Raw genomic sequence first — 20015 nt, 5'->3', positions numbered from 1 at the left:
TCCCCTACCAACTTCCTGGAGTGATCGCGCCATGCCCACGGCCACCCTGCTGCGCCCCGCCACTGACGCCGACATCTCTCGCCTCGTCAGCCTGAACAACGCCGCGATCCCCGCCGTCCCGGACACTCCCGCCGACGACATGTCCGAGCTCCTCGACGCCTCGACGCTCGCCCTGGTCGCCGTCGACCCGGAGACGCCCGCGGATCCCCTCGGCTTCGTCGTCGCGCTCGAGGGCGGCGAGGACTGGTCCGGCGAGAACTACGCCTGGTTCGAGGAGCGCGGTCTGGACCACCTGTACGTGGACCGCATAGTGGTGGGCGAGGGCGCCCGCGGCCGCGGCATCGGCAAGCTCTTCTACGACGCCGTGTTCGACGCCGCCCGCACCGCCGGCCACGACGTCGTCACCTGCGAGGTCAACCTGAACCCGCCGAACCCCGGCTCGATGCGCTTCCACGGCCGCCTCGGGTTCGAGGAGCGCGGTCAGCAGCTCACCAAGGGCGGCGACGTCCTGGTCGCGAAGCTCACAGCCGACGTCACCCCGGTCCGGTCCTGACCCCTCGGTTGTGGGCGTGATCGTTGCGCCCAAGTCGGACACACGGTCGCAACGGTCACGCCCACAACCAATGTCGGGCCTCAGGACGGGTCGATGCCCAGCGTCGCCAGGGCCTCGCGGACCGACGGGCCGCTGAACCGTCCCGGCTCGACCGCCAGCGCCGCCAGCGCCGCGGACCGGTCCACGCCCGCCACGAGCATCACGAGGGCGGCCCGCAGGTCGCCGTCGGTCGCCGCGAGCGCGTTCTCGCACACGTCCGGCTCCAGGTCCGTGGCCTGCGTGAGCAGGCGCACCAGGCGCAGGCGCAGCTTCTCGTTGGTGGCGAGCACCTCGACCATGAGGTTGGAGTAGGTCTTCCCGAGCCGCACCATGACCGCCGTCGAGAAGGTGTTCAGCACCATCTTCTGGGCGGTGCCCGCCTTCATGCGGGTGGATCCCGTGATGGCCTCGGGTCCCGTGTTCACCAGGATCGGGACGTCTGCCTTCGGCGCCAGCGCAGCGAAGGGGTTGGACGCGAGCAGCACGGTCCGCGCCCCGCGGGAGCGGCCCATGTCGAGCGCTCCCCCGACGTACGGGGTGCCGCCGGAGGCAGCGATGCCGAACACGATGTCGGCCGGCCCGACGTCGGACACGAGCGCACCGCCCGCCGCGACGTCGTCCTCCGCGCCCTCTGCCGCCTTCTTGAAGGCGCCCAGCCCGCCGGCCAGGTGCGGTACGAACATCTCCTCGCCCACGCCGAAGGTGGGCAGCAGCTCCGCGGCGTCGAGCAGGCCCATGCGGCCCGACGTGCCCGAGCCCACATAGTGCACCCGTCCACCGGCGCGGATCCCGTCCACCGCCAGGTCGATCGCCTCCACGATGCGCGGGTGCGCCGCACGTACCGCGGCGATGACGAGGGCGTCCTCGTCGGTGATCATGCGCACCATGTCCACCGTGGAGACCACGTCGATGTCACGTGTGCGCGGGTTGCGCTCCTCGGTGGGTGAGACCGGGCGCGGCGCCGACTGTGCGTGCCGTTCAAATCCCGCCTCCGCGATCATCGGCGAGCCCCCTTCGCTCTGCTTGCTCTGTGCTCTTGGACGCTGTGCTGCTCATTGCTCATGACTGCTCATCACTGCTCACTGCTGGGGTCATCGGTGTGCTGCTCTTCACTGTCCTACCGGATGCCGTCCTGCCCGGCACCGCCCTGCCCGACACCATCGGGCTGGTCGCCCTCAGGCCTCCGGAGGCGCTCGACGGCGGCCGCCGCGTTCGCCCGTCCTGTCCCGCACGCCACCACGACGGCCGGGCCTCCACCACTCAACGCCCCGAACCAGTCGTCGACCGGCCCGGGAAGACCCGTGTGCACCACCATGAGATCCGGGCGCACGGCCCAGAGCTGCTCCAGCCGGGCGCGTTCGGCCGAACCCGGGACGGGCTCACGAGTGATCACGACAAGCGGTGCAGGAAATTCTGCGCCACGTTTCATGTCGGCTCTGTCGAGATCCGCCGGTACACCGTACCGGGTGAATCGGGCAATAAGCACTGCAAGTCCACGATCGTCCAGACCAAGTTCCACGGATTCCGAGCCGGCTCCGTAACCGGACCCGTCCTCAAGCCCGTCGCCGGCCTCGTCGCCGGCGCGGTGGTCGGCCGGGTGATCGGCCTCGTGACCAGCCCCGGAACGTCCCGCGTCGTCCTCGGGAAACAGCCTCGCCCCGGGCCATGCGGCCGCGATGGCCACCTGGACATGCCGGGCCTTCCGGCCGGCGGCATGGTCCAGCCGGGTGCGCAGGTCGATGACGTCGGGTTCGGCGTCGGGCGCGAGCGGCACCAGCCGGGCGCCCCGCACGTGCACGACGGCGTCCGCGATGCTCGCCCCGATGACTGTCAGCTCCGCGAGCGCCGTCTTCGCGGCGTCGACGCCGGTCACGGCTCCCGCGGCTGCCCGCCGTCCGCGGAGCACGGCGACGAGCGCCTGCGTGCGGGCCCCGGACTCCTCGAGCCGCTCGACGGTCAGCCGGCCGGAGGCCACGGCCCGCCTCAGGGCGTGGTACGACTCCGTGTACAGGGCGGGGTCGAGGCCGAGGCAGAGCAGGTCGGCACCGGCCTCGACGGCGCGAACTGCGGCCTCCCCCACGGAACCGGTGAGCTCGCGCAGGGCGCCCATGTCGAGGGCGTCGGTGATGATCGGGCCGTCGTGGCCGAGCTCGCGCAGCAGGCGTGTCGCCGCCGGCTCGATGGACGCGGGTGCCGGCCCGACGGCGGGAAAGAGCACGTGGGCGGTCATGACGGCGTCGAGCCGGGACTGGTCGCGCCGGAACCGGTCAGGATCTGGCCGGCCTGCGTCCCCTTCCGGGCACAGGGCCCGCGCGAACGGGACGAGGTCGCGCGCCCGGACGACGTCGAGCGGCTCGTCCACGACCGGCAGGCCGATGTGGGAGTCCACGGTGGTGGCGCCGTGCCCCGGGAAGTGCTTGCCGCACACGCCGACGCCGGCGCTGCGCACGCCGCGGGCGAACGCGATGCCGTGCCGGGCGACGTCGTCGGGCGTGGTCCCGAAGGCGCGCACGCCGATCACTGGGTTGTCGGGCTCGGAGACGACGTCGAGCACCGGGCCGAGGAGCAGGTCGATGCCGGTCGCGGCGAGCAGCCGGCCCAGTGCCCGCCCCGCGTCCAGGGAGATCGCGGCACCGGGCAGGACGCCGAGCGCCGCCGCCCCGGGCAGGGACGAGCCGCTTGTCGCCTCCAGCCGCGACACGTCGCCGCCCTCCTCGTCGACGGCGATCACCAGGTCGGGCGAGATCGCGTGCAGCGCGTCGGACAGCGCCACGGTGGTGGCGACGTCGGGTGTGTTCCGCGCGAAGTAGACGACGCCGGCCAGGCCGGCCCGGGCGGCGTCGGCCAACCAGCCCGGCACGCCGCCGCCGTCGTGCCCGATGCCCTCGACCTGCCCAGCGCTCCCGTCCTGTCCAGCGCTGCCGTTCGGTCCAGCGCTCTCGAAGCCGGGCAGGAGCACGCCGTTGACGGCGCGCTCCGTCCGAGTCGGCCCCGTGCTGAAGAGCCCGGTGCCGAACGGCCCGGTGCTGGACGGCCCGGCCGTGGGCGCTCCGGTCATTCCTTCACGGCCCCCGCGGTGAGACCTGAGGCGAGCCGGCGCTGGACCAGGATGAAGAAGATCATCACGGGCACGGTGATGATCGTGGAGGCAGCCATGATGGCGCCCCAGTCGTTGGAGTGGACGCCGAAGAACGAGCGGAGGCCGATCGCCACGGTGTAGTTCTCCGTGGCGCCGCCGAGCATCGTCATGGCGAAGATGAACTCGTTCCACGCGGTGATGAAGCTGAAGATGCTCGTCGCGACCAGGCCCGGCGCCACGAGGGGCAGCAGGACCGACCAGAACATGCGGCCCCAGCTGGCGCCGTCGAGGTAGGCGGCCTCCTCCAGCTCCACCGGCACCGCGGCGACGAACCCGCGCAGCATCCAGATCCCGAACGGCAGGGCCAGGGCGACGTACACCACGATGAGGCCCGTCAGGGTCTCGAGCAGCTGCAGGTCGCGGACCTGGACGAACAGCGGGATGACGAGCGCCTCGAGCGGCACCATCTGCACGATGAGCACCAGCATGAGGATCTGGGTGCGCATCCGGAACCGGAAGCGGGCCACCGCGACGGACGCCAGCAGCGCGAGCGCCGACGAGATCAGGACGGTGCCGAGCGCCACGAGCAGGGAGTTGCGCAGGAACGTGCCGAACCCGCCCTCGGTCAGCACGAACACGTAGTGGTCGAGGGTGGGCTCGGCCGGCCAGAAGCTGCTGGTGTGCCCGGCCTGGGCGTCGAGCGAGCTGTTCAGCATCCAGTAGACGGGGAACAGCGTGAACACGAGCAGCAGGGCGACGAGCACGCCCTTGCCGAGCTGGCGCAGCGGCGACCTCCGCGAGGAGCGCCGGCCGGAGCGGCGCAGCGGACGCCGGCCGGTGCTGACCTCCGGACGGACCAGCGGGCGGGTGGTGCTCATCGTTCCTCCTCCGCCAGCACGGTGCGGACGTAGACGGCGGTGACCACGAGCAGCAGCAGCGTCAGCAGCACGGCGATCGCCGAGCCGAAGCCGTACCTGTTCTGCCCGAACGACTCCACGTACGACCACACGCCCAGGTTGAGCACCGACCGGTTCGATCCCGCGCCGCCGGGCATTAGGTACACCTGCGCGAACACCTTGAAGTCCCAGATGGTCGACAGGATGATCACGACGGCGAACACCTGCCGCAGCTGCGGTACGACGATCGAGAAGAACCGGCGGAACGACCCGGCGCCGTCCATCTCGGCGGCCTCCAGCATCTCCTTGGGCACGCCGAGCAGCCCCGCGAGCACGGTGACCGCGACGAACGGGAAGCCGTGGTGGATCACGTTGAGCAGGACTATCGCGTAGAACGTCCACCGGTTTGTGAACCAGTTGGTCGGGTCGTCCAGCAGGCCGAGGCCCATCAGGACGTCGTTGAAGACGCCGCGGTCGGCGTCGAAGATCCACACCCAGACGTAGGTGCCGGTCACGGCGGGCATGGCCCAGGCCGCCATGATCGCGCTGGAGGTGACGGTGCGCCAGAAGGTCCCGAGCGACGCGAGCAGCACCGCCACGCCGGTGCCGAACGCGACGGTGCCCGCCACCGACAGCACTGCGAACCCGACGGTGTTGGGCAGCACCACGGTCCACAGCTCCGGCGAGGCCAGGATCTCGGCGTAGTTCGCGGTGCCGATCCAGTTCGGCTCGCCGGTGGTGATCTCGCGCAGCCCGTAGTCCTGCAGGGAGAAGAGGAACACCCGGACCAGCGGCCACAGCAGCAGCACCGCCAGGACCGCCAGCGCGGGGGCAAGCAGGAGCCAGGGCCGCACGAGGGCGGCCCTGGCCCGGCCGAGCCGCGGGAGTGTCTCCGTCACGAAGTCACTCGGACCCGTTCAGGATGCTGGTCATCTCCTCGGCGGCGGCCTTGCTCGCCGTTGCGACGTCTGCGTCTCCGGAGAGGATCGACTGCATCATCGTGCTCGTCGTGAGCTTGGCCTGCACCGCGCCGTAGGTGGCCGCGGCGGGCACGGACGCGCCGCCGTCGACGAACTGCTCGGCGAACGGCGCCACGAGCGGGTCGGTGCTCTTGAGCGTCTCGTCCAGGAGGGAGACCTGGCCGGGGAAGTACCCGGACTGCTCGCCCCACTGCTGCGCGAACTCGCCGGTGGTCATCATCTCGATGAACGCGAAGGCCAGGTCCTTGTCCTCGGCCGTCTCGAACATGCTCAGGTGCGAGCCGCCCAGGACCGAGGGGGCGATGCCGCCGTCCTTGCCCGGGATCGGCACGGCCGCGAACTTGCCCTCCATGTCCGCGTTGGCGTCGACGATCGCGCCCGGCGTCCAGGAGCCCATGACCGCCATGCCGACGTCGCCGGCGGCGAACGCGTCGAGGACGTCGGTCTCGCGCCAGGTGGTGGCGCCTTCCGACGAGTAGCCGCCCTCGGTGGCCAGGCCGGTCCAGAACTCGATGCCCTCCTGCGACTCGGGGCTGTCCAGGCCCGAGGTCCAGGTGTCGCCGTCGAGCGTGGCGACATCTCCGCCCGCTCCCCACACCCACGGGTAGACCGTGAACTCGGCGTCGCCGGGCACGGCGACGGCGATCTTGTCCGGGTACTCCTCCTTGAGCGCCGCTGCGGCCTCCTCGAGCTCGGCCCAGGTGGTGGGCGGCTCGACGCCGGCCTTCTCGAACATCTCCGTGTTGTAGACCAGCGAGCGCACACCGGCGTACCAGGGCATGCCGTAGAGCTGCTCGTCGTAGGTGCCTGCCTCGACCAGGCCCTCGACCAGGTCTTCGGTGACACCCGCGCCGTCCACGTACTCGTCGAGCGGGGCGAGCGCCCCGGCGTCGGCGAACTCGGGGGTCCAGGTGGTGCCGGTCTCGGCGACGTCCGGGGTGGTCCCGCCGGCGATGGAGGTGACGAACCGGTCGTGGGCGTCGGCCCACTCGACGAACTCCACGTCGAGCGTCGCGCCCGTCTCCTCCTCGAACGCGGTCGAGACGTCGGCGAAGAAGTCTTCGGCGTCGGGGTTGGTGCCCTGCATGATCCAGACGCTGAGGGTGCCGTCACCCTCGCTCTCGGTGCCGCCACCGCCGCTGCCGCACGCGGCCGTCGTGGCCGCGAGAAGCAGGGCCCCTGTGGCCGCCACTACGGGCCGTCGCATCGCTCGAGTCATCGTTCGGCTTCCTTCCGCTCGGTGCCGCGAGAGTAGCCAGGTGATATTTCTGAGAAATGAACTTCCCAATACGCGGCATTGCGTGGAGATTACTGACCGGGTGAAGTGCATGCTAGGGGTGTTACCAAACCGTGATTGGCCATCATGGCATGCCCCCTTTTCACCCACGCCTAAGGCACGCGCGCGGTCCATTCCGGAGTGCCGAACTTCGACTCGACCAGGGCCTGCGCCAGCGCCCACTCGTCGGGCGTGATCTCGCCCGGCACCGTGCGGTACCGCGCGCGGAACGACGCCTCGAGCGCGTCGATCACCTCGGCGCGGCTGAGCCCCGTCTGCGAGCGCAGCGGGTCCACGCGCTTGTTGGCGCTGCGGGTGCCCTTGTCGCTGAGCTTCTCGCGCCCGATCCGCAGCACGTCCGTCATCTTGTCGGCGTCCATGTCGTAGGCCATCGTCGCGTGGTGCAGGACGGCGCCCCCGGCGAGCCGCTTCTGGGCGGCCCCCGCGATCTTGCCCGCGGGCGAGGCGATGTCGTTGAGCGGCACGTACGAGGCGTCGATGCCGAGCCCGTGCAGGGCGCCGATCACCCAGTCGTCGAGGAACGCGTAGGACCGTTCGAAGCTCAGCCCGTCCACGAGCGAGCCCGGCACGTACAGCGAGTAGGAGATGGTGTTGCCGGGCTCCATGAACATGGCGCCACCCCCGGAGATCCGCCGGATCACGCGGGCCCCGTGCCGTGCGGCGCCGTCGGCGTCGACCTCGTTGCGCAGCGACTGGAACGATCCGATGATCACCGCGGACTCGTCCCACTCCCAGAACCGGAGGGTCGGCGCGCGCCGTCCGGCGCCGAGCTCCTCGGTGAGCACCTGGTCGAGCGCGACGTTGAGCAGGGGCGACACGGCAGGCGTGCGGATCACCTGGAACTCGTGGTCCTCCCAGGCCGTCGCGTGGCCGAGCGCGCGCCGGGCGGCGACCGCCACGGCGTCGGCGTCGAAGCCGACGGCGGTCGCGCCGTCCAGGGCGCCGCGCACCGCCTCGGCGAGCTGCGCCTTCGAGGCGTCGGCGGGCATGCCGTCGAGGGCCGCACTCATCGCCTCAAGCGCCTCGTCGGGTTCGAGGAAGAAGTCCCCGCTCACCCTGGTGCCCGTCAGCCGGCCGGGCGGACCTGCCGCGTCGTCCACCTCGGTCTCGACACGAACCAGTTTTCCGAGTGGAACCTTGAACTCTCCTCGCACGTGTTCACAGTAGGCGACGGTGCCTGTGGTGTCCGACGTCGGGTGAACCTTGGGTACGGAAGGTGGGCCCGACGTCGGGCACGTCCGATATTTGGCGAGAAGAGGCAGCAGAACAGACCAGAATTTCCTCCTCTCTTTAGACAATCTTGCCCTGGTTTCGTGTCAGAATGACCTGGTGTCCGAACTCTCACAGGGTATTGATGGAGCGGCGGTCGACGCCTGGGTCGTCGCTCTCGACGTAGGCGGCAGTGGCTCGCGCCTTGTCGCTGAATTCGGCAACTCAACACACCCCGAGCGCATCAGCCTGAGCGGCCGCGCCGTCAAGGTGAACCACCAGGGCAGCGATGCCCCGGCTGTCGTCGCGTCCCTGTGCCAGTCCTTCAACGCGTGGGCCGCCCGCATGGGCCACGACGGGATGAGCGACGGCAGCACCGCGCCCGTCGCCTCCGCCGCTGTCGGCATCACCGGCCTGACCTCGCTGGTCGAGAAGCCGACCGATGTGCACGACATCCTCGCCCGCGAGCTGCGGACCAACCGCACCGCCGTCGCCGGTGACGCGCTCACCGCCCACCTCGGTGCGCTGGCCGGCCGAGCCGGAGCCGTGCTGTCGGTAGGCACTGGCGCCGTTGCCTTCGGGTTCGACGGCGTGAGCCGCTGGCGTCGCGCGGACGGCTGGGGACACCTGCTCGGCGACCTGGGCGCGGGCGTCTGGGTCGGCGGCGAGGCGCTGCGCGCTGCCGGTCGGTACCACGACGGCGCGAGCCGTGGCGCATCGAAGCGCCTCCTCGAGGCAGCCGTCGCCAAGTTCGGCCTCATCGAGAGCTGGCCCAACCAGTTCTACAAGAACGCGGAGCGCGCCCGGCAGCTCGCCTCGATGGCCCCTGAGGTCATGATCGCCGCGGCTGAGGGCGACCCGACGTCGATCCGCATCCTCGAGGAAGCGGGCCGGCACCTCGCCGACACGCTGTCGAGCGCGCTCGGCCGGGGCATCCCGCCGCTCGCCTCCACGACCGGCCGCCTGGTGCAGGAGGAGTCGCCGCTCACGGTGTCGCTCACCAAGCACCTCTCCGAGGACCGGCCCGAGGTCTCGCTCGTCCCCAGCGCCGGGTCGCCCCTCGACGGAGCGCTCAAGCTGGCCCAGCGCCTGCGCGAGACGCCGCACGCCGTGGGCGGCTTCCGGCCCTGGCTAACCGTCCGCGTCGACGGCCACCACACCAGTGCGGAGACCACCGAAGACATGGGGGCCGCGGATACCCTCAGCGCAGGGTTGTCGGCGACCGATCTGCCCGGCGACGAGCGTCAGTGAACGACGGCTGTTCACCGACGCGTTCCTTCACTACCCCGTTGTGCCCGAATCCCCGGTACGGGTGTATGTTCTCGACCCCTAGCCCCACCACCCCATCCCGGGAGATGCGACATGTCAGGTGACGTCCTCGTCCGACTCAGGCGCGCACTACCGACGCTGCGACCAGCAGAGGCGAGAGTCGCGCAGACGGTCCTCGACGACCCGAACACTGTCGTCCAGTCGACCATCACCGAGCTCGCCGGTCACGCGGACACGTCACAGGCCACGGTGGTGCGGTTCTGCCGTGCCGTCGGCTACGCCGGTTACCCCGAGTTCCGGATCGACCTGGCACAGGCGACCAGCCGGCGCGAGGTCGAGATGGAGCGGTCCGGCATCGCCGAGGGCGAGATCAACCAGACCGACGACATCGAGGCCGTCGTCTCGAAGATCGCGTTCCACGAGGCCCGCACCATCGAAGAGACCGCGCGCATGATCGACACCGATGCGATCGAGCGGGTGGCCACGGCCATCTCCGAGGCCAAGCGGGTGGACGTCTACGGCGTCGGCTCGTCCAACCTCGCCGCCGCCGACCTCGCGATGAAGCTGCAGCGCATCGGCGTGTTCGTGTTCAGCTCCCCCGACCCGCACCAGCAGCTCGCCTCGTCGGCGCTGCTCGAGCCGGGCAACGTGGCGATCGCCGTCTCGCACTCGGGACAGACGCGCGAGACCAACCAGGCGCTCGAGATCGCGCGCAAGCGTGGCGCGCTCACGGCGGCGATCACGAACTTCCCGGACGCCCCGATCGGCCTGGTGTCCGACGTCGTCCTGGCCACCACCGCCCGCGAGACCCAGTTCCGGGTCGGAGCGATGTCCAGCCGCATCGCGCAGCTCACGGTCGTGGACTACCTGTTCGTCCGCGTCGCCCAGCGCACCTTCGAGCGCTCGTCGATCGCGATCAAGGCGACGTTCGACGCCGTGCGCGACCAGCGCCTCGACTTCGGGAACGGTCCGAACAAGGTGGAGCGCCCGGCCGCACCGGTCGTCTGACCCGCCCCGCCGAAGTAGAGCTCTGGCGAGACCGAACCGGGGCGAGACAGAACCTCAGCAGTTCTGTCTCGCCCCGGTTCGGTCTCGCCAGAGCTCTCGGTTTCAGGGGCGGGGCTCTACGCCCGACTTCAGCAGGCCGTACACGTACGCCTCGGTCACGGCCTCCCACGCGGCCTCGATCATGTTGGGCCCCACGCCGACCGTGGACCAGGAGTGCTCGCCGTCGGTGGTCTCGGTGAGCACCCGCGTGATCGCACCCGTGCCGAGCTCCATGTCGAGGATGCGGACCTTGAAGTCGATGAGCTCGAACCGGCTGAGCTCCGGGTAGACCCGCGACAGCGCGGTGCGCAGCGCCTGGTCCAGCGCATTGACGGGGCCGTTGCCCTCCCCCGTCGTCACGATCCGCTCGCCGCCGGCCCAGATCTTGACGGTCGCCTCGGCGACGGCGGCGGCGTCGGGCGCGTGGACCGACGGCGGGGCCGCGCCCGCCGGGACGGTCTCCACGATGGTGCGCCACGACTCGACGGTGAAGAAGTCCGGGCGCTGCCCCAGCTCGGACCGCAGCAGCAGCTCGAACGACGCGTCGGCCGCCTCGTAGGTGTAGCCGGCGGCCTCGTCGTCCTTCACGCGGTTCGTGACCCGGGAGAGCAGCTCGCCCTGGCCGGCGAGGTCGAAGCCCAGCTCGCGGCCCTTGAGCTCGATCGAGGCGCGGCCCGCCATGTCCGATACGAGCATGCGCATGTCGTTGCCGACCAGGGTGGGGTCGGTGTGCTGGTACATGTCCGGGTCCACCCGGATGGCGCTGGCGTGCAGGCCGCCCTTGTGGGCGAACGCGCTCGCCCCGACGTACGGCTGGCGCGCGAACGGCGAGATGTTCGTGATCTCGCTGATGGCGTGCGAGATCCGGGCGGCCTCCCGCAGGCCGCCGTCGGCCAGGAGGGACATGCCGGCCTTCAGCTCGAGGTTCGCCACGACCGTGACCAGGTCCGCGTTGCCGGTGCGCTCGCCGTACCCGTTGACCGTGCCCTGCACGTGGGTGGCGCCCGCCTCGACGGCGGCGAGCGAGTTCGCGACGGCGCAGCCGGTGTCGTTGTGCGCGTGCACCCCGAGCCGCTGCTCCGGCCCGACGGCGGCGCCGGCGCGCAGCTCGCTCACGATCTCGCCGACCCAGGTGGGCAGCATGCCGCCGTTGGTGTCGCAGAGGGTGACCACCTCGGCGCCGGCGTCGAACGCGGCGCTGACGGCGCTGGTCGCGTACTGCGGGTCGTACCGGTAGCCGTCGAAGAAGTGCTCGGCGTCGAGCACCACCCGGCGGCCCTCCGCGACGAGGAACGCGACGGTGTCGGTGATCATCGCGAGGTTCTCGGCGCGGGTCGTCTTCAGCGCGCGCTCCACGTGCCGGACGTCCGACTTGGCCACGAGCGTCACCACGGGGGTGGCGGCGTCGAGCAGTGCGCGCACCTGCGGGTCGTCGCCCGCGCGGACACCCGCCCGGCGGGTGGCGCCGAACGCGGCGAGCACCGCGTTCTTCAGGGTCAGCTCGGTGGCGGCGCGGGCGAAGAAGTCGGTGTCCTTGGGTACCGCGCCCGGCCAGCCGCCCTCGATGTAGCCGACGCCGAGCTCGTCGAGCAGTACCGCGATGGCGAGCTTGTCTGAGACGGAGAGGTTCATACCCTCCTGCTGCGCGCCGTCGCGCAACGTCGTGTCGTACACCTGGAACGAGGCGGTGGTCATCGATGCTCCCAACGATGTGGCTGGCGATGTGGCTGAGGTCGGATCTTCAGGCCAACAAAAAAAGACCCTCCGGGTGTGGAAGGTCTGCGCGTCCGGTGGGGTTCTCGCCGGACGCGCTACGAAATGATGATCACCTGTCGCAGGGTAGAGCTCGGGGTGAGGCGCTGAGTCATGCGGGTCATAGTGCCACAGCGAGACGGCTGACGGAAGAGGTGTCCAGAACTGCGGCCAAGGGTCGGGGCTACAGGAATCACGCTTCTTCCGAACAACTCCGAACTTTTGTTTGCTAATCGCCATAAGTCCGGATAGGTTGCTCGGGACGACGAAGTCGAAGTCGAACCGGGGAGCGATGATGCACCACGCCTCTGCACGCCACCATGCCGCCGCAGCCTCAGCACGCACCGGGATCTGGTTCATAGGGGCCCGCGGCTCCGTGGCCAGCACCGCCACGTTGGGCCTCGCGGCCATCGCCGACGGTCAGTCACCCCCGACGGCCTGCGTCACCGCGCGCGAGCCCTTCGCCTCCGCCGGCCTCCCCGAGTTCGCCGACCTGGTGGTCGGCGGGCACGACATCTCCGCCGTCACCATGACCAAGCGCGCGGAGGCTCTCGTCGAGACCGGCATGATCCCGCCGCGGCTGCTCGCCGCGACGCACGACGCCCTCGAACGGGCCGACGCCGAGGTGCGGCCTGGTTACGACCCGCACGCCGTCCAGCAGGGCCGGTCTCCACAGGGCCGGTCTCAGCAGGCCGCGGCCGAGCGGCTCGCCGCCGACATCACGTCGTTCCAGGAGCGGCATGCCCTGGCGCGAGTCGTCGTGATCGACCTGTCCTCCACGGAGCCGCCCGTCGACCCGGTGCCGGAGTTCTACGACCCCGAGGCCCTGCTCGCGGCCCTGGCCGACCCGGCTCGCGCGGTGCTCCCCGCGTCCTCCGTCTCGGCGTACGCGGCGATCCTTGCCGGAGCCGCGTACGCCGCCTTCACGCCGTCGGCGGGCATGGGCCTGCCCGCGCTGACCCGGCTCGCGCGCGAGCGCGGCATCCCCGTGGCGGGGCAGGACGGCAAGACCGGGCAGACGTGGCTGCGCACCGTCCTGGCCCCCGCGTTCGCAGCGCGCGGGCTGAAGGTGCTCTCGTGGGCCGGCACCAACCTGCTGGGCGGCGGCGACGGCGCCACCCTCGCGGACCCTGACGCCGTGCGCAGCAAGCTCGCCAGCAAGAACCGCGGGCTGAGGGCGCTGACCGGCAGCGACACCACTCCGCTGCACATCGACAACGTGCCCGACCTGGGCGACACCAAGGTCGCCTGGGACCACGTGCACGTCGAGGGCTTCCTCGGGTCGCGGCTCACGCTGCAGACCACCTGGAGCGCCCACGACTCGATGCTCGCCGCGCCGCTCGTCCTCGACCTGGCCCGCCTGCTCGCACTCGCGCACTCAGCGGGGATCAGCGGGACGGTCCAGGAGCTGGGCTTCTTCTTCAAGGATCCATGGGACTCGGACGTGCACGACGCCGCCGAGCAGGCCGCCGCGCTCGAGGAATGGGTCGGCCGCACCTCGACACAGGTCCGCCGATGAGTTCCCGGCCTGAGCCCCGGCTCGCCTACCGGTCCGAGTCTCGGACCGATTCCCGGTGGCGGACCAGGTCAGAGCCCTGGTCGCAGTTCCGGGCAGAGCCCCGGCCGCGAACACCTACCTTTGCAGACCTCGCCGAGCTCGTCCGGGCGCCCGCCGCCCTGAGCGTCGTCGGCGACACCCTGGCGGGCCTGGCTGCCGCACGCGCCGGCGCGAGAGCCGCCGCACAAGTCGGCGCGCACCCCGGCGAGCGAGCCGGCGCGCCCGTCCCGATCCGCGGCCGCCACCTCCTGCTGCCGGTCGCCTCAGCCTGCCTCTACCTGGGCGGCATGGCGCTGAACGACTACGCCGACCGGCACGTCGACGCGGTCGAGCGGCCCGAGCGGCCCATCCCGTCGGGCCGGGTGACGCCGCGGGCCGCGATCGCGATCGGCGCGGCCCTCACGGCGGGCGGCGTGGCAGCGGCCGGCGTCGCCGGCGGGCGACGTGCGCTCGGCGTGGCCGTACCGCTCGCCGCCTGCGTATGGACGTACGACCTGGTCGCCAAGGACCGGCCGGCCGGGCCGTTCGTCATGGCGGCGTGCCGCGGGCTGGACGTGCTGCTCGGCGCCACACCCGGGCGCATGCGGTCGGCGCTCCCCGCCGCGGCGGGGCTCACGGCCCACACTCTCGGCGTCACCGTGCTCTCCCGCGGCGAGGTGCACGGCACGACGGCGCAGGTCGCCGGCGTCGTCGCCGCGGGCACGATAGCGGGTGCGGTGGCGGCGGCCGCCACACCCACGACCACAGCTCCCACCGCCCGCCAGACCGCCGCCCGCTGGACCACGGTCGCGGCCGCCACCGCCTACGCCGCGGCCTGTGCGCCGGCGCAGGTCCGCGCGGCCGCGCGGCCCACGGCGGCCAACGCGCGGACCGCCACGCGGTCCGGGATCCAGGCGATGGTGCCGCTGCAGGCCGCGTGGGCGGCACGCTCCGGCGGCCTGGGCACGACGGCGCTCCTGGCCGGGGTCGCCGCCGTCGGCTACGGGCTCCGGCTGCTGAGCCGCACCCGCGGCCGGGCGGGGGTGAGCATCACGTGAGGCCTCCCTTCCTCCTGGGTTACGGCACCAACGGCTTCGGGGACCATCCCCTCCGCGTCGCGCTGGACGTGCTGGACGACGTCGGGTACGACGCGGTGGCGGTCACCCTCGGCTTCCCGCACCTGGACCCGTTCGCTCCCCTCGCCGGCGACGACGTCGCTGCGCTGCGCGCCCACCTCCGGCGGATGCGCGGGGGCGCGGGAGCGGCGGTCGTCGTCGAGACGGGCACGCGCTACCTGCTCGACCCGCTGCACAAGCACCGGCCCACACTCGTCGACCGCGACGCCACCCTCCGGATGCGTTTCCTCGAACGCGCCATCGAGATCGCGGCGGACCTCGAGGCCCGGTGCGTCTCGTTCTTCTCGGGTGTCCTCCCGGACGACGCCAACCCCGCCGACGGCTGGGCCAGGCTCCGCGATCGCGTCCCGGCGCTCGTCGAGTACGCCGGGGAGCGCGGGGTGCGGCTCGCTCTCGAACCGGAGCCGGGCATGCTCGTCGAGACCGTCGACGACGCTCTGCGGCTCCGCTCCGATGTCGGCGCGCCGCCCGAGCTGGGGATCACCGTCGACGTCGGGCACTGCCTCGTCGTCGAGCCAGACGGTGTCGAGGGTGCCCTGCGTGCCGCGGCGCCGTACCTGAGCAACGTGCAGCTCGACGACATGCCGCCCACGCACCACGAGCACCGCCCGTTCGGCCAGGGCGGCATCGACCTGCCGCTCGTGCTCGCCACGCTCGCCGACATCGGCTACACGGGGGTCGCCGCCGTCGAGCTGCCCCGCCACTCCCACGACGCACCCCGGCTCGCCCGCCACAGCCGCGCCGCCCTGCTCCGGGCGTGGGCGACGGTCGCCGGGACCAGCCCGACCACCGGCGAGAGGGCCCTGTCATGAACGAGTCGCCCGGCTCCGGCTGGCTCACCGAGGCGCGCGCCGAGGTCGCACGTGACCCGGACAGCGTCACACGCGCGTTCGCGTTTGCCGCCCGCCGGGTGGGGCGCGCACCGCTGCGGCCCGACGCCGACCCGGCCGGCGTCGTGCACGGCACGGCCGACGACGCCGCCCGGGCGGCGCTCGTCGTCGCGCTGGCCGACGCCGTGGGGACCGGGCCGGACTACGCCGAGCGCCTGGGGCTCCTCTACCGGCAGGGGGACGCCGCCGAACGGCGCGGCGTGCTGCGGGGCCTCGACGCGCTCGAGGCTCGGGGCGACCTCGGGCGGGCCGGGCCCGGCCACGACGGCGCCGCCAGCTCCAACGACGCCCGCCCACGCCCAACCGACGCCCAGACCGGCGTCTCCCGCCCTGTCGACGCCCCGACCGACGACGCCCGCCCCACCGGAACGGCCGAGCTCGTGACCACGGGCATCGAGCTCGCCGCCGACGCCCTGCGCGCCAACGACCCCAGCCTCGTCGCGGCCGCCGTCGGCCCGTTCGGGTCCCGGCACCTGGATCAGCACACGTGGCGGCACGCGGTGCTCAAGCTCGTGTTCCAGGGCGTGAGCCTCGACGCCGTCAGCGGCCTCGACGCCCGGGCCGACGACGAGCTCGCGCGCATGGCCCGCGACTTCGCCGCGGAACGCCGGGCCGCGGGGCGTGCCGTACCGACCGACCTCGACCGGCTCACGAGCACACGGCCTGCGAGCACCCGGTCCACGAACACCGGACCCACGAACAGCAGGCTCACGGACACCAGGGAGTGACGATGCGCATCCTCGACCCGCACATCCACATGACGAGCCGCACCACCGACGACTACGAGGCGATGTACGCGGCGGGTGTGCGCGCCGTCGTCGAGCCCGCGTTCTGGCTGGGCCAGCCCCGCACCAGTGTGGGCTCGTTCACCGACTACTTCGACTCCCTGCTCGGCTGGGAGAGGTTCCGGGCCGCGCAGTTCGGCATCCGGCACCACGCGACGATCGCGCTCAACCCCAAGGAGGCGAACGACCCGCGCTGCCGCGAGGTGCTCGCCGAGATTCCGCGCTACCTGCTCAAGGACGGCGTCGTGGCCGTCGGCGAGGTCGGCTACGACTCGATGACCCCCGAGGAGGACGAGGTGTTCGCCGCACAGCTACGGATGGCCCAGGAGGCCGAGCTCCCCGTCCTCGTGCACACCCCGCACCGCGACAAGCTCGCGGGAACGCACCGGACGCTCGACGTCGTGCGCGAGTCCGGCCTGGCGCCGGAACGGGTGCTCGTGGACCACCTCAACGAGACCAACGTCGCCCTCGTGCGCGACGCCGGCGCTTGGGCCGGGTTCTCGATCTACCCCGACACCAAGATGGACGAGGACCGCATGGTGGCGTTGTTGAAGGAGTACGGCATCAACCGCATGATCGTGAACTCCGCCGCGGACTGGGGGCGCTCCGACCCGCTCAAGACCGCCCGGACGGGGCAGGCGATGCTGGCCGCCGGCTTCTCGGACGACGACGTCGACCAGGTGCTGTGGCGCAACCCGGTCGCCTTCTACGAGCAGTCGGGAAACCTGGTGCTCGATCCCGTTCCCGGGTTCACCGAGGGCGCTCCCCCGACGCCCGGCGTGGAGTTCGAGGGCTCGTCCGTGCTCCGCGGCGCGCGAGCCTGAGGAGGCTGACGATGCTGCTCTCCTACTGCACCAACGTGCACCCCGCCGAGGACCTCGACGGCGTGCTCGACCAGCTCGCCCGGTACTCCGGCCCGGTGCGCGAGGCCGCGGGCCTCGACACGCTCAGCGTCGGGCTGTGGCTGCCCGCCGAGCTGGCGCACCGCCTGGACACGTCCGCCGCGGACCGGGACCGGCTGCGCGCTGCGCTCGCCGAGCACCGGCTCCGGGTGCACACCCTCAACGCCTTCCCGTACGGCGGTTTCCACCGCGAGGTCGTCAAGCTCGCGGTGTACTCCCCCACCTGGGCCGAGCGGGCCCGGCTCGACTACGTCCTGGCGTGCGCCCGGGTGCTGGCCGACCTGCTGCCCGAGGGCACCGCGGGGTCGATCTCGACCCTCCCCCTGGCCTGGCGCGCCCCCTGGACCCGGGCCGACGACGACGAGGCGACCCGGGCCTTCGCCACCCTGTCCGCCGAGCTGCGCGAGCTCGCGCTGCGCACGGGCCGGACCGTGCGCGTCGCCGTCGAGCCCGAGCCGGGGTGCGTGCTGGACACCGTGGAGGACGTCGTCGCGTGGCTCGCCGCGCGCACGGGCCCCGAGGTGCCGGACGACCGGCGCATCGACCCCGAGCACGTCGGCGTCTGCCTGGACACGTGCCACCTGGCGGTGTCGTTCGCGGACCCGGCGGGCGCGGTCCGGCGGATCACCGATGCCGGCCTGCGCGTGGTCAAGGTGCAGGCTTCCGCGGCACTGGAGGTCGCCGACCTGTCCGCGCCGGGCGCACGGGACGCCGTGGGCCGGTTCGTCGAGCAGCGCTACCTGCACCAGGTGGGCGAGCTCGCGCCGTCGGGCGAGGTGCTGGCCTCCGACGACCTGCCCGTTGCACTCGGCGACACGACCGGGCGCCCGGCCCTGCCGGGCGTCGGGCCGTGGCGGGTGCACTTCCACGTGCCGCTGCACCACGAGCCGGCCGCGCCGCTGGCGGCGACGACCAGCGTGCTGCGCGACGCCGTCGCCGCGGTGCGCGCCGCACCGCACGGGGCCGAGGCGCACCTCGACGTCGAGACCTACACGTGGTCGGTGCTGCCGGACGGCGTGGCGGGCGGCGGGGCTGCCGGCGGGGCTGGCGGCGCGGTGGGAGCTGCCGCCGCGGGCGGGGAGGCCGGCCTGGTGGCCGGGATCGCGGCCGAGCTGCGCTGGGCCGGGGAACACCTGCTCGCGACCGGTGCCCCTGTCGCTCGAACCGCCGTCACCGGAGTCCCCGGCACCGGATCCGCTGTCCCCGAAGCCACCGTCACCGAGGGAGTGGACGCATGAAGCCCGTCCTGCTGCTCGACGTCGTCGGGCTCACCGCCCGCGCGCTGGCCCACATGCCGCGCCTGCGCCGGCTCGCGGAGTCCGGCTGGCAGTCCGAGCTCGCCACCGTGCTGCCCGCGGTGACCTGCAGCGTGCAGTCCACGATGCTGACCGGGCTGACGCCTGCCGAGCACGGGATCGTCGGCAACGGCTGGTACTTCCGCGAGCTGGGCGACGTGTACCTGTGGCGTCAGCACAACCGGCTCGTCGCGGGCGAGAAGCTGTGGGAGGCGGGCCGCGCGCTGGATCCGAGCTACCGCGCCGACAACGTGTGCTGGTGGTACGCGATGGGGATGACCACCGACGTCACCGTCACCCCGCGCCCGATCTACCACGCCGACGGCCGCAAGTCGCCCGACGCGTACGTCCGGCCGGCGGCCATGCACGACGAGCTGACGGGCCGCTTCGGCGACTTCCCCCTGTTCACCTACTGGGGCCCGACGGCGTCGATCGCGTCGAGCCGGTGGATCGTCGACGTGACCCGGCACCTGCTGCGCACCCGGACGTCCCACCTCACGACGGCGTACGTGCCGCACCTCGACTACGACCTGCAGCGGTTCGGCCCGAGCTCGCCGGAGGCGGACCGGGCGGCGGCCGAGCTGGACGCCGTCCTGGCGCCCCTGCTCGACGACGCCGAGGCGGCGGGCGTCACCGTCGTGGCCGTCTCGGAGTACGGCATCGGGCAGGCGAACCGGCCGGTGGACATCAACCGCATCCTGCGTTCCGAGGGCTTCCTGGAGGTCTACGTGCAGGACGGCCGGGAGCAGCTGGACCCCTGGACGTCGCGCGCCTTCGCCGTCGCGGACCACCAGGTGGCGCACGTCTACGTCGACGACCCCGCTGACGCCGCCCGGGTCGCGGACCTGCTGCGCGCGGTGCCCGGCGTCGACGAGGTGCTGGACCGCGCGGCGCAGGCGAAGTACGGGCTGGACCACGAGCGGGCGGGCGAGCTGGTGGTCGTGGCCGAGCCTGGCTCGTGGTTCACCTACTACTTCTGGCTCGACGACGACCGCGCGCCCGAGTACGCCCGCGGCGTCGACATCCACCGCAAGCCGGGTTACGACCCCGCCGAGCTGTTCTTCAACCCCGCCGACCCGCTGGCCAAGGCCAAGGCGGGCCTGAACCTGGTGCGCAAGAAGCTCGGCCTGCGGTACGCGATGGGCACCACCCCGCTCGACGCGTCGTACGTGCGCGGCACCCACGGCCGGCTGCCCGACTCGGCCGCGGACACGCCGCTCGTCCTGTGCTCGGACGCGCGGATCCCCGCGGCGGTCTCCCGCTGGGTCGAGGACGACGCCGGCCAGGTGCCGGCGTCGGCCGTGAAGGGCCTGGTGCTGGACCTGCAGGGGGTGCGCTAGGCCGCCGGG

At 72.3% G+C, this 20015-nt stretch carries 17 protein-coding genes; 10 read left to right on the top strand and 7 right to left on the bottom strand.

Annotated elements, in window-relative coordinates; genetic code table 11:
* The first annotated feature begins 31 nt into the window (after positions 1-31).
* The gene (locus tag C8K30_RS21840) at positions 32-553 is read left to right on the top strand and encodes a GNAT family N-acetyltransferase (protein WP_108495018.1); all 522 of its coding nucleotides are present in this window, start codon (positions 32-34) and stop codon (positions 551-553) included.
* Positions 554-633: 80 nt separating this feature from the next.
* Here the strand turns inward: C8K30_RS21840 and murQ are convergent, their stop codons facing one another.
* From murQ to C8K30_RS21810, 6 genes are all read right to left on the bottom strand, one after another.
* Complete coding sequence (gene murQ / locus C8K30_RS21835) at positions 634-1593, bottom strand: N-acetylmuramic acid 6-phosphate etherase (RefSeq protein ID WP_108495017.1); 960 nt, start codon at positions 1591-1593, stop codon at positions 634-636.
* Positions 1594-1709: 116 nt separating this feature from the next.
* Entirely contained in the window at positions 1710-3650 is a 1941-nt protein-coding gene (locus C8K30_RS21830; RefSeq protein ID WP_108495016.1) for a glycoside hydrolase family 3 N-terminal domain-containing protein, read from the bottom strand.
* Positions 3647-4549, bottom strand: coding sequence for a carbohydrate ABC transporter permease (locus C8K30_RS21825; protein WP_233257359.1), 903 nt, complete (start codon positions 4547-4549; stop codon positions 3647-3649). Before C8K30_RS21825 ends, C8K30_RS21830 begins: the two co-directional genes overlap by 4 nt.
* Positions 4546-5466: a carbohydrate ABC transporter permease gene (locus C8K30_RS21820; protein ID WP_108495015.1), complete on the bottom strand. Its 921-nt coding sequence runs from the start codon at positions 5464-5466 to the stop codon at positions 4546-4548. Before C8K30_RS21820 ends, C8K30_RS21825 begins: the two co-directional genes overlap by 4 nt.
* Positions 5467-5470: 4 nt before the next feature.
* The gene (locus tag C8K30_RS21815; protein WP_369940788.1) at positions 5471-6766 is read right to left on the bottom strand and encodes a sugar ABC transporter substrate-binding protein; all 1296 of its coding nucleotides are present in this window, start codon (positions 6764-6766) and stop codon (positions 5471-5473) included.
* Between the two features lie 170 nt (positions 6767-6936).
* Positions 6937-7998: a biotin/lipoate A/B protein ligase family protein gene (locus C8K30_RS21810; RefSeq protein WP_108495013.1), complete on the bottom strand. Its 1062-nt coding sequence runs from the start codon at positions 7996-7998 to the stop codon at positions 6937-6939.
* Between the two features lie 175 nt (positions 7999-8173).
* Between C8K30_RS21810 and C8K30_RS21805 the strand changes: the two genes are divergently transcribed.
* Together C8K30_RS21805 and C8K30_RS21800 are read left to right on the top strand one after the other, a co-directional pair.
* A complete protein-coding gene (locus C8K30_RS21805) occupies positions 8174-9304 on the top strand; it encodes an N-acetylglucosamine kinase (protein WP_158281091.1) in 1131 nt (376 codons plus the stop codon).
* Between the two features lie 111 nt (positions 9305-9415).
* On the top strand, positions 9416-10330 hold the full coding sequence (locus C8K30_RS21800; RefSeq protein WP_108495011.1) for a MurR/RpiR family transcriptional regulator: 915 nt from the start codon (positions 9416-9418) through the stop codon (positions 10328-10330).
* A gap of 102 nt (positions 10331-10432) precedes the next feature.
* Here the strand turns inward: C8K30_RS21800 and cimA are convergent, their stop codons facing one another.
* Positions 10433-12064, bottom strand: a complete 1632-nt coding sequence (gene cimA, locus C8K30_RS21795; RefSeq protein WP_108495010.1) for a citramalate synthase — start codon at positions 12062-12064, stop codon at positions 10433-10435.
* A gap of 349 nt (positions 12065-12413) precedes the next feature.
* On the opposite strand from cimA, the gene C8K30_RS21790 reads away from it, so the two are divergent.
* From C8K30_RS21790 to C8K30_RS21760, 7 genes are read left to right on the top strand one after another with little or no spacing between them, the layout of a single operon-like run.
* Entirely contained in the window at positions 12414-13640 is a 1227-nt protein-coding gene (locus C8K30_RS21790; RefSeq protein ID WP_199230628.1) for an inositol-3-phosphate synthase, read from the top strand.
* The gene (locus tag C8K30_RS21785) at positions 13637-14716 is read left to right on the top strand and encodes an SCO3242 family prenyltransferase (protein WP_108495226.1); all 1080 of its coding nucleotides are present in this window, start codon (positions 13637-13639) and stop codon (positions 14714-14716) included. The genes C8K30_RS21790 and C8K30_RS21785 overlap by 4 nt, the downstream gene beginning before the upstream one ends.
* Entirely contained in the window at positions 14713-15606 is an 894-nt protein-coding gene (locus C8K30_RS21780; RefSeq protein ID WP_233257357.1) for a sugar phosphate isomerase/epimerase, read from the top strand. The genes C8K30_RS21785 and C8K30_RS21780 overlap by 4 nt, the downstream gene beginning before the upstream one ends.
* Complete coding sequence (locus tag C8K30_RS21775) at positions 15603-16412, top strand: EboA domain-containing protein (protein WP_108495009.1); 810 nt, start codon at positions 15603-15605, stop codon at positions 16410-16412. Before C8K30_RS21780 ends, C8K30_RS21775 begins: the two co-directional genes overlap by 4 nt.
* 2 nt (positions 16413-16414) lie before the next feature.
* Positions 16415-17293: a TatD family hydrolase gene (locus C8K30_RS21770; protein ID WP_108495008.1), complete on the top strand. Its 879-nt coding sequence runs from the start codon at positions 16415-16417 to the stop codon at positions 17291-17293.
* A gap of 11 nt (positions 17294-17304) precedes the next feature.
* Entirely contained in the window at positions 17305-18609 is a 1305-nt protein-coding gene (gene eboE / locus C8K30_RS21765; RefSeq protein ID WP_199230627.1) for a metabolite traffic protein EboE, read from the top strand.
* Complete coding sequence (locus C8K30_RS21760; RefSeq protein ID WP_108495007.1) at positions 18606-20006, top strand: alkaline phosphatase family protein; 1401 nt, start codon at positions 18606-18608, stop codon at positions 20004-20006. Before eboE ends, C8K30_RS21760 begins: the two co-directional genes overlap by 4 nt.
* Positions 20007-20015 lie beyond the last annotated feature (9 nt).

The organism is Promicromonospora sp. AC04, assembly GCF_003058225.1.
Classification (GTDB): domain Bacteria; phylum Actinomycetota; class Actinomycetes; order Actinomycetales; family Cellulomonadaceae; genus Promicromonospora.
Note: the sequence above shows the minus strand (reverse complement) of the source record. Positions and strands in the feature narration are given on the sequence as shown.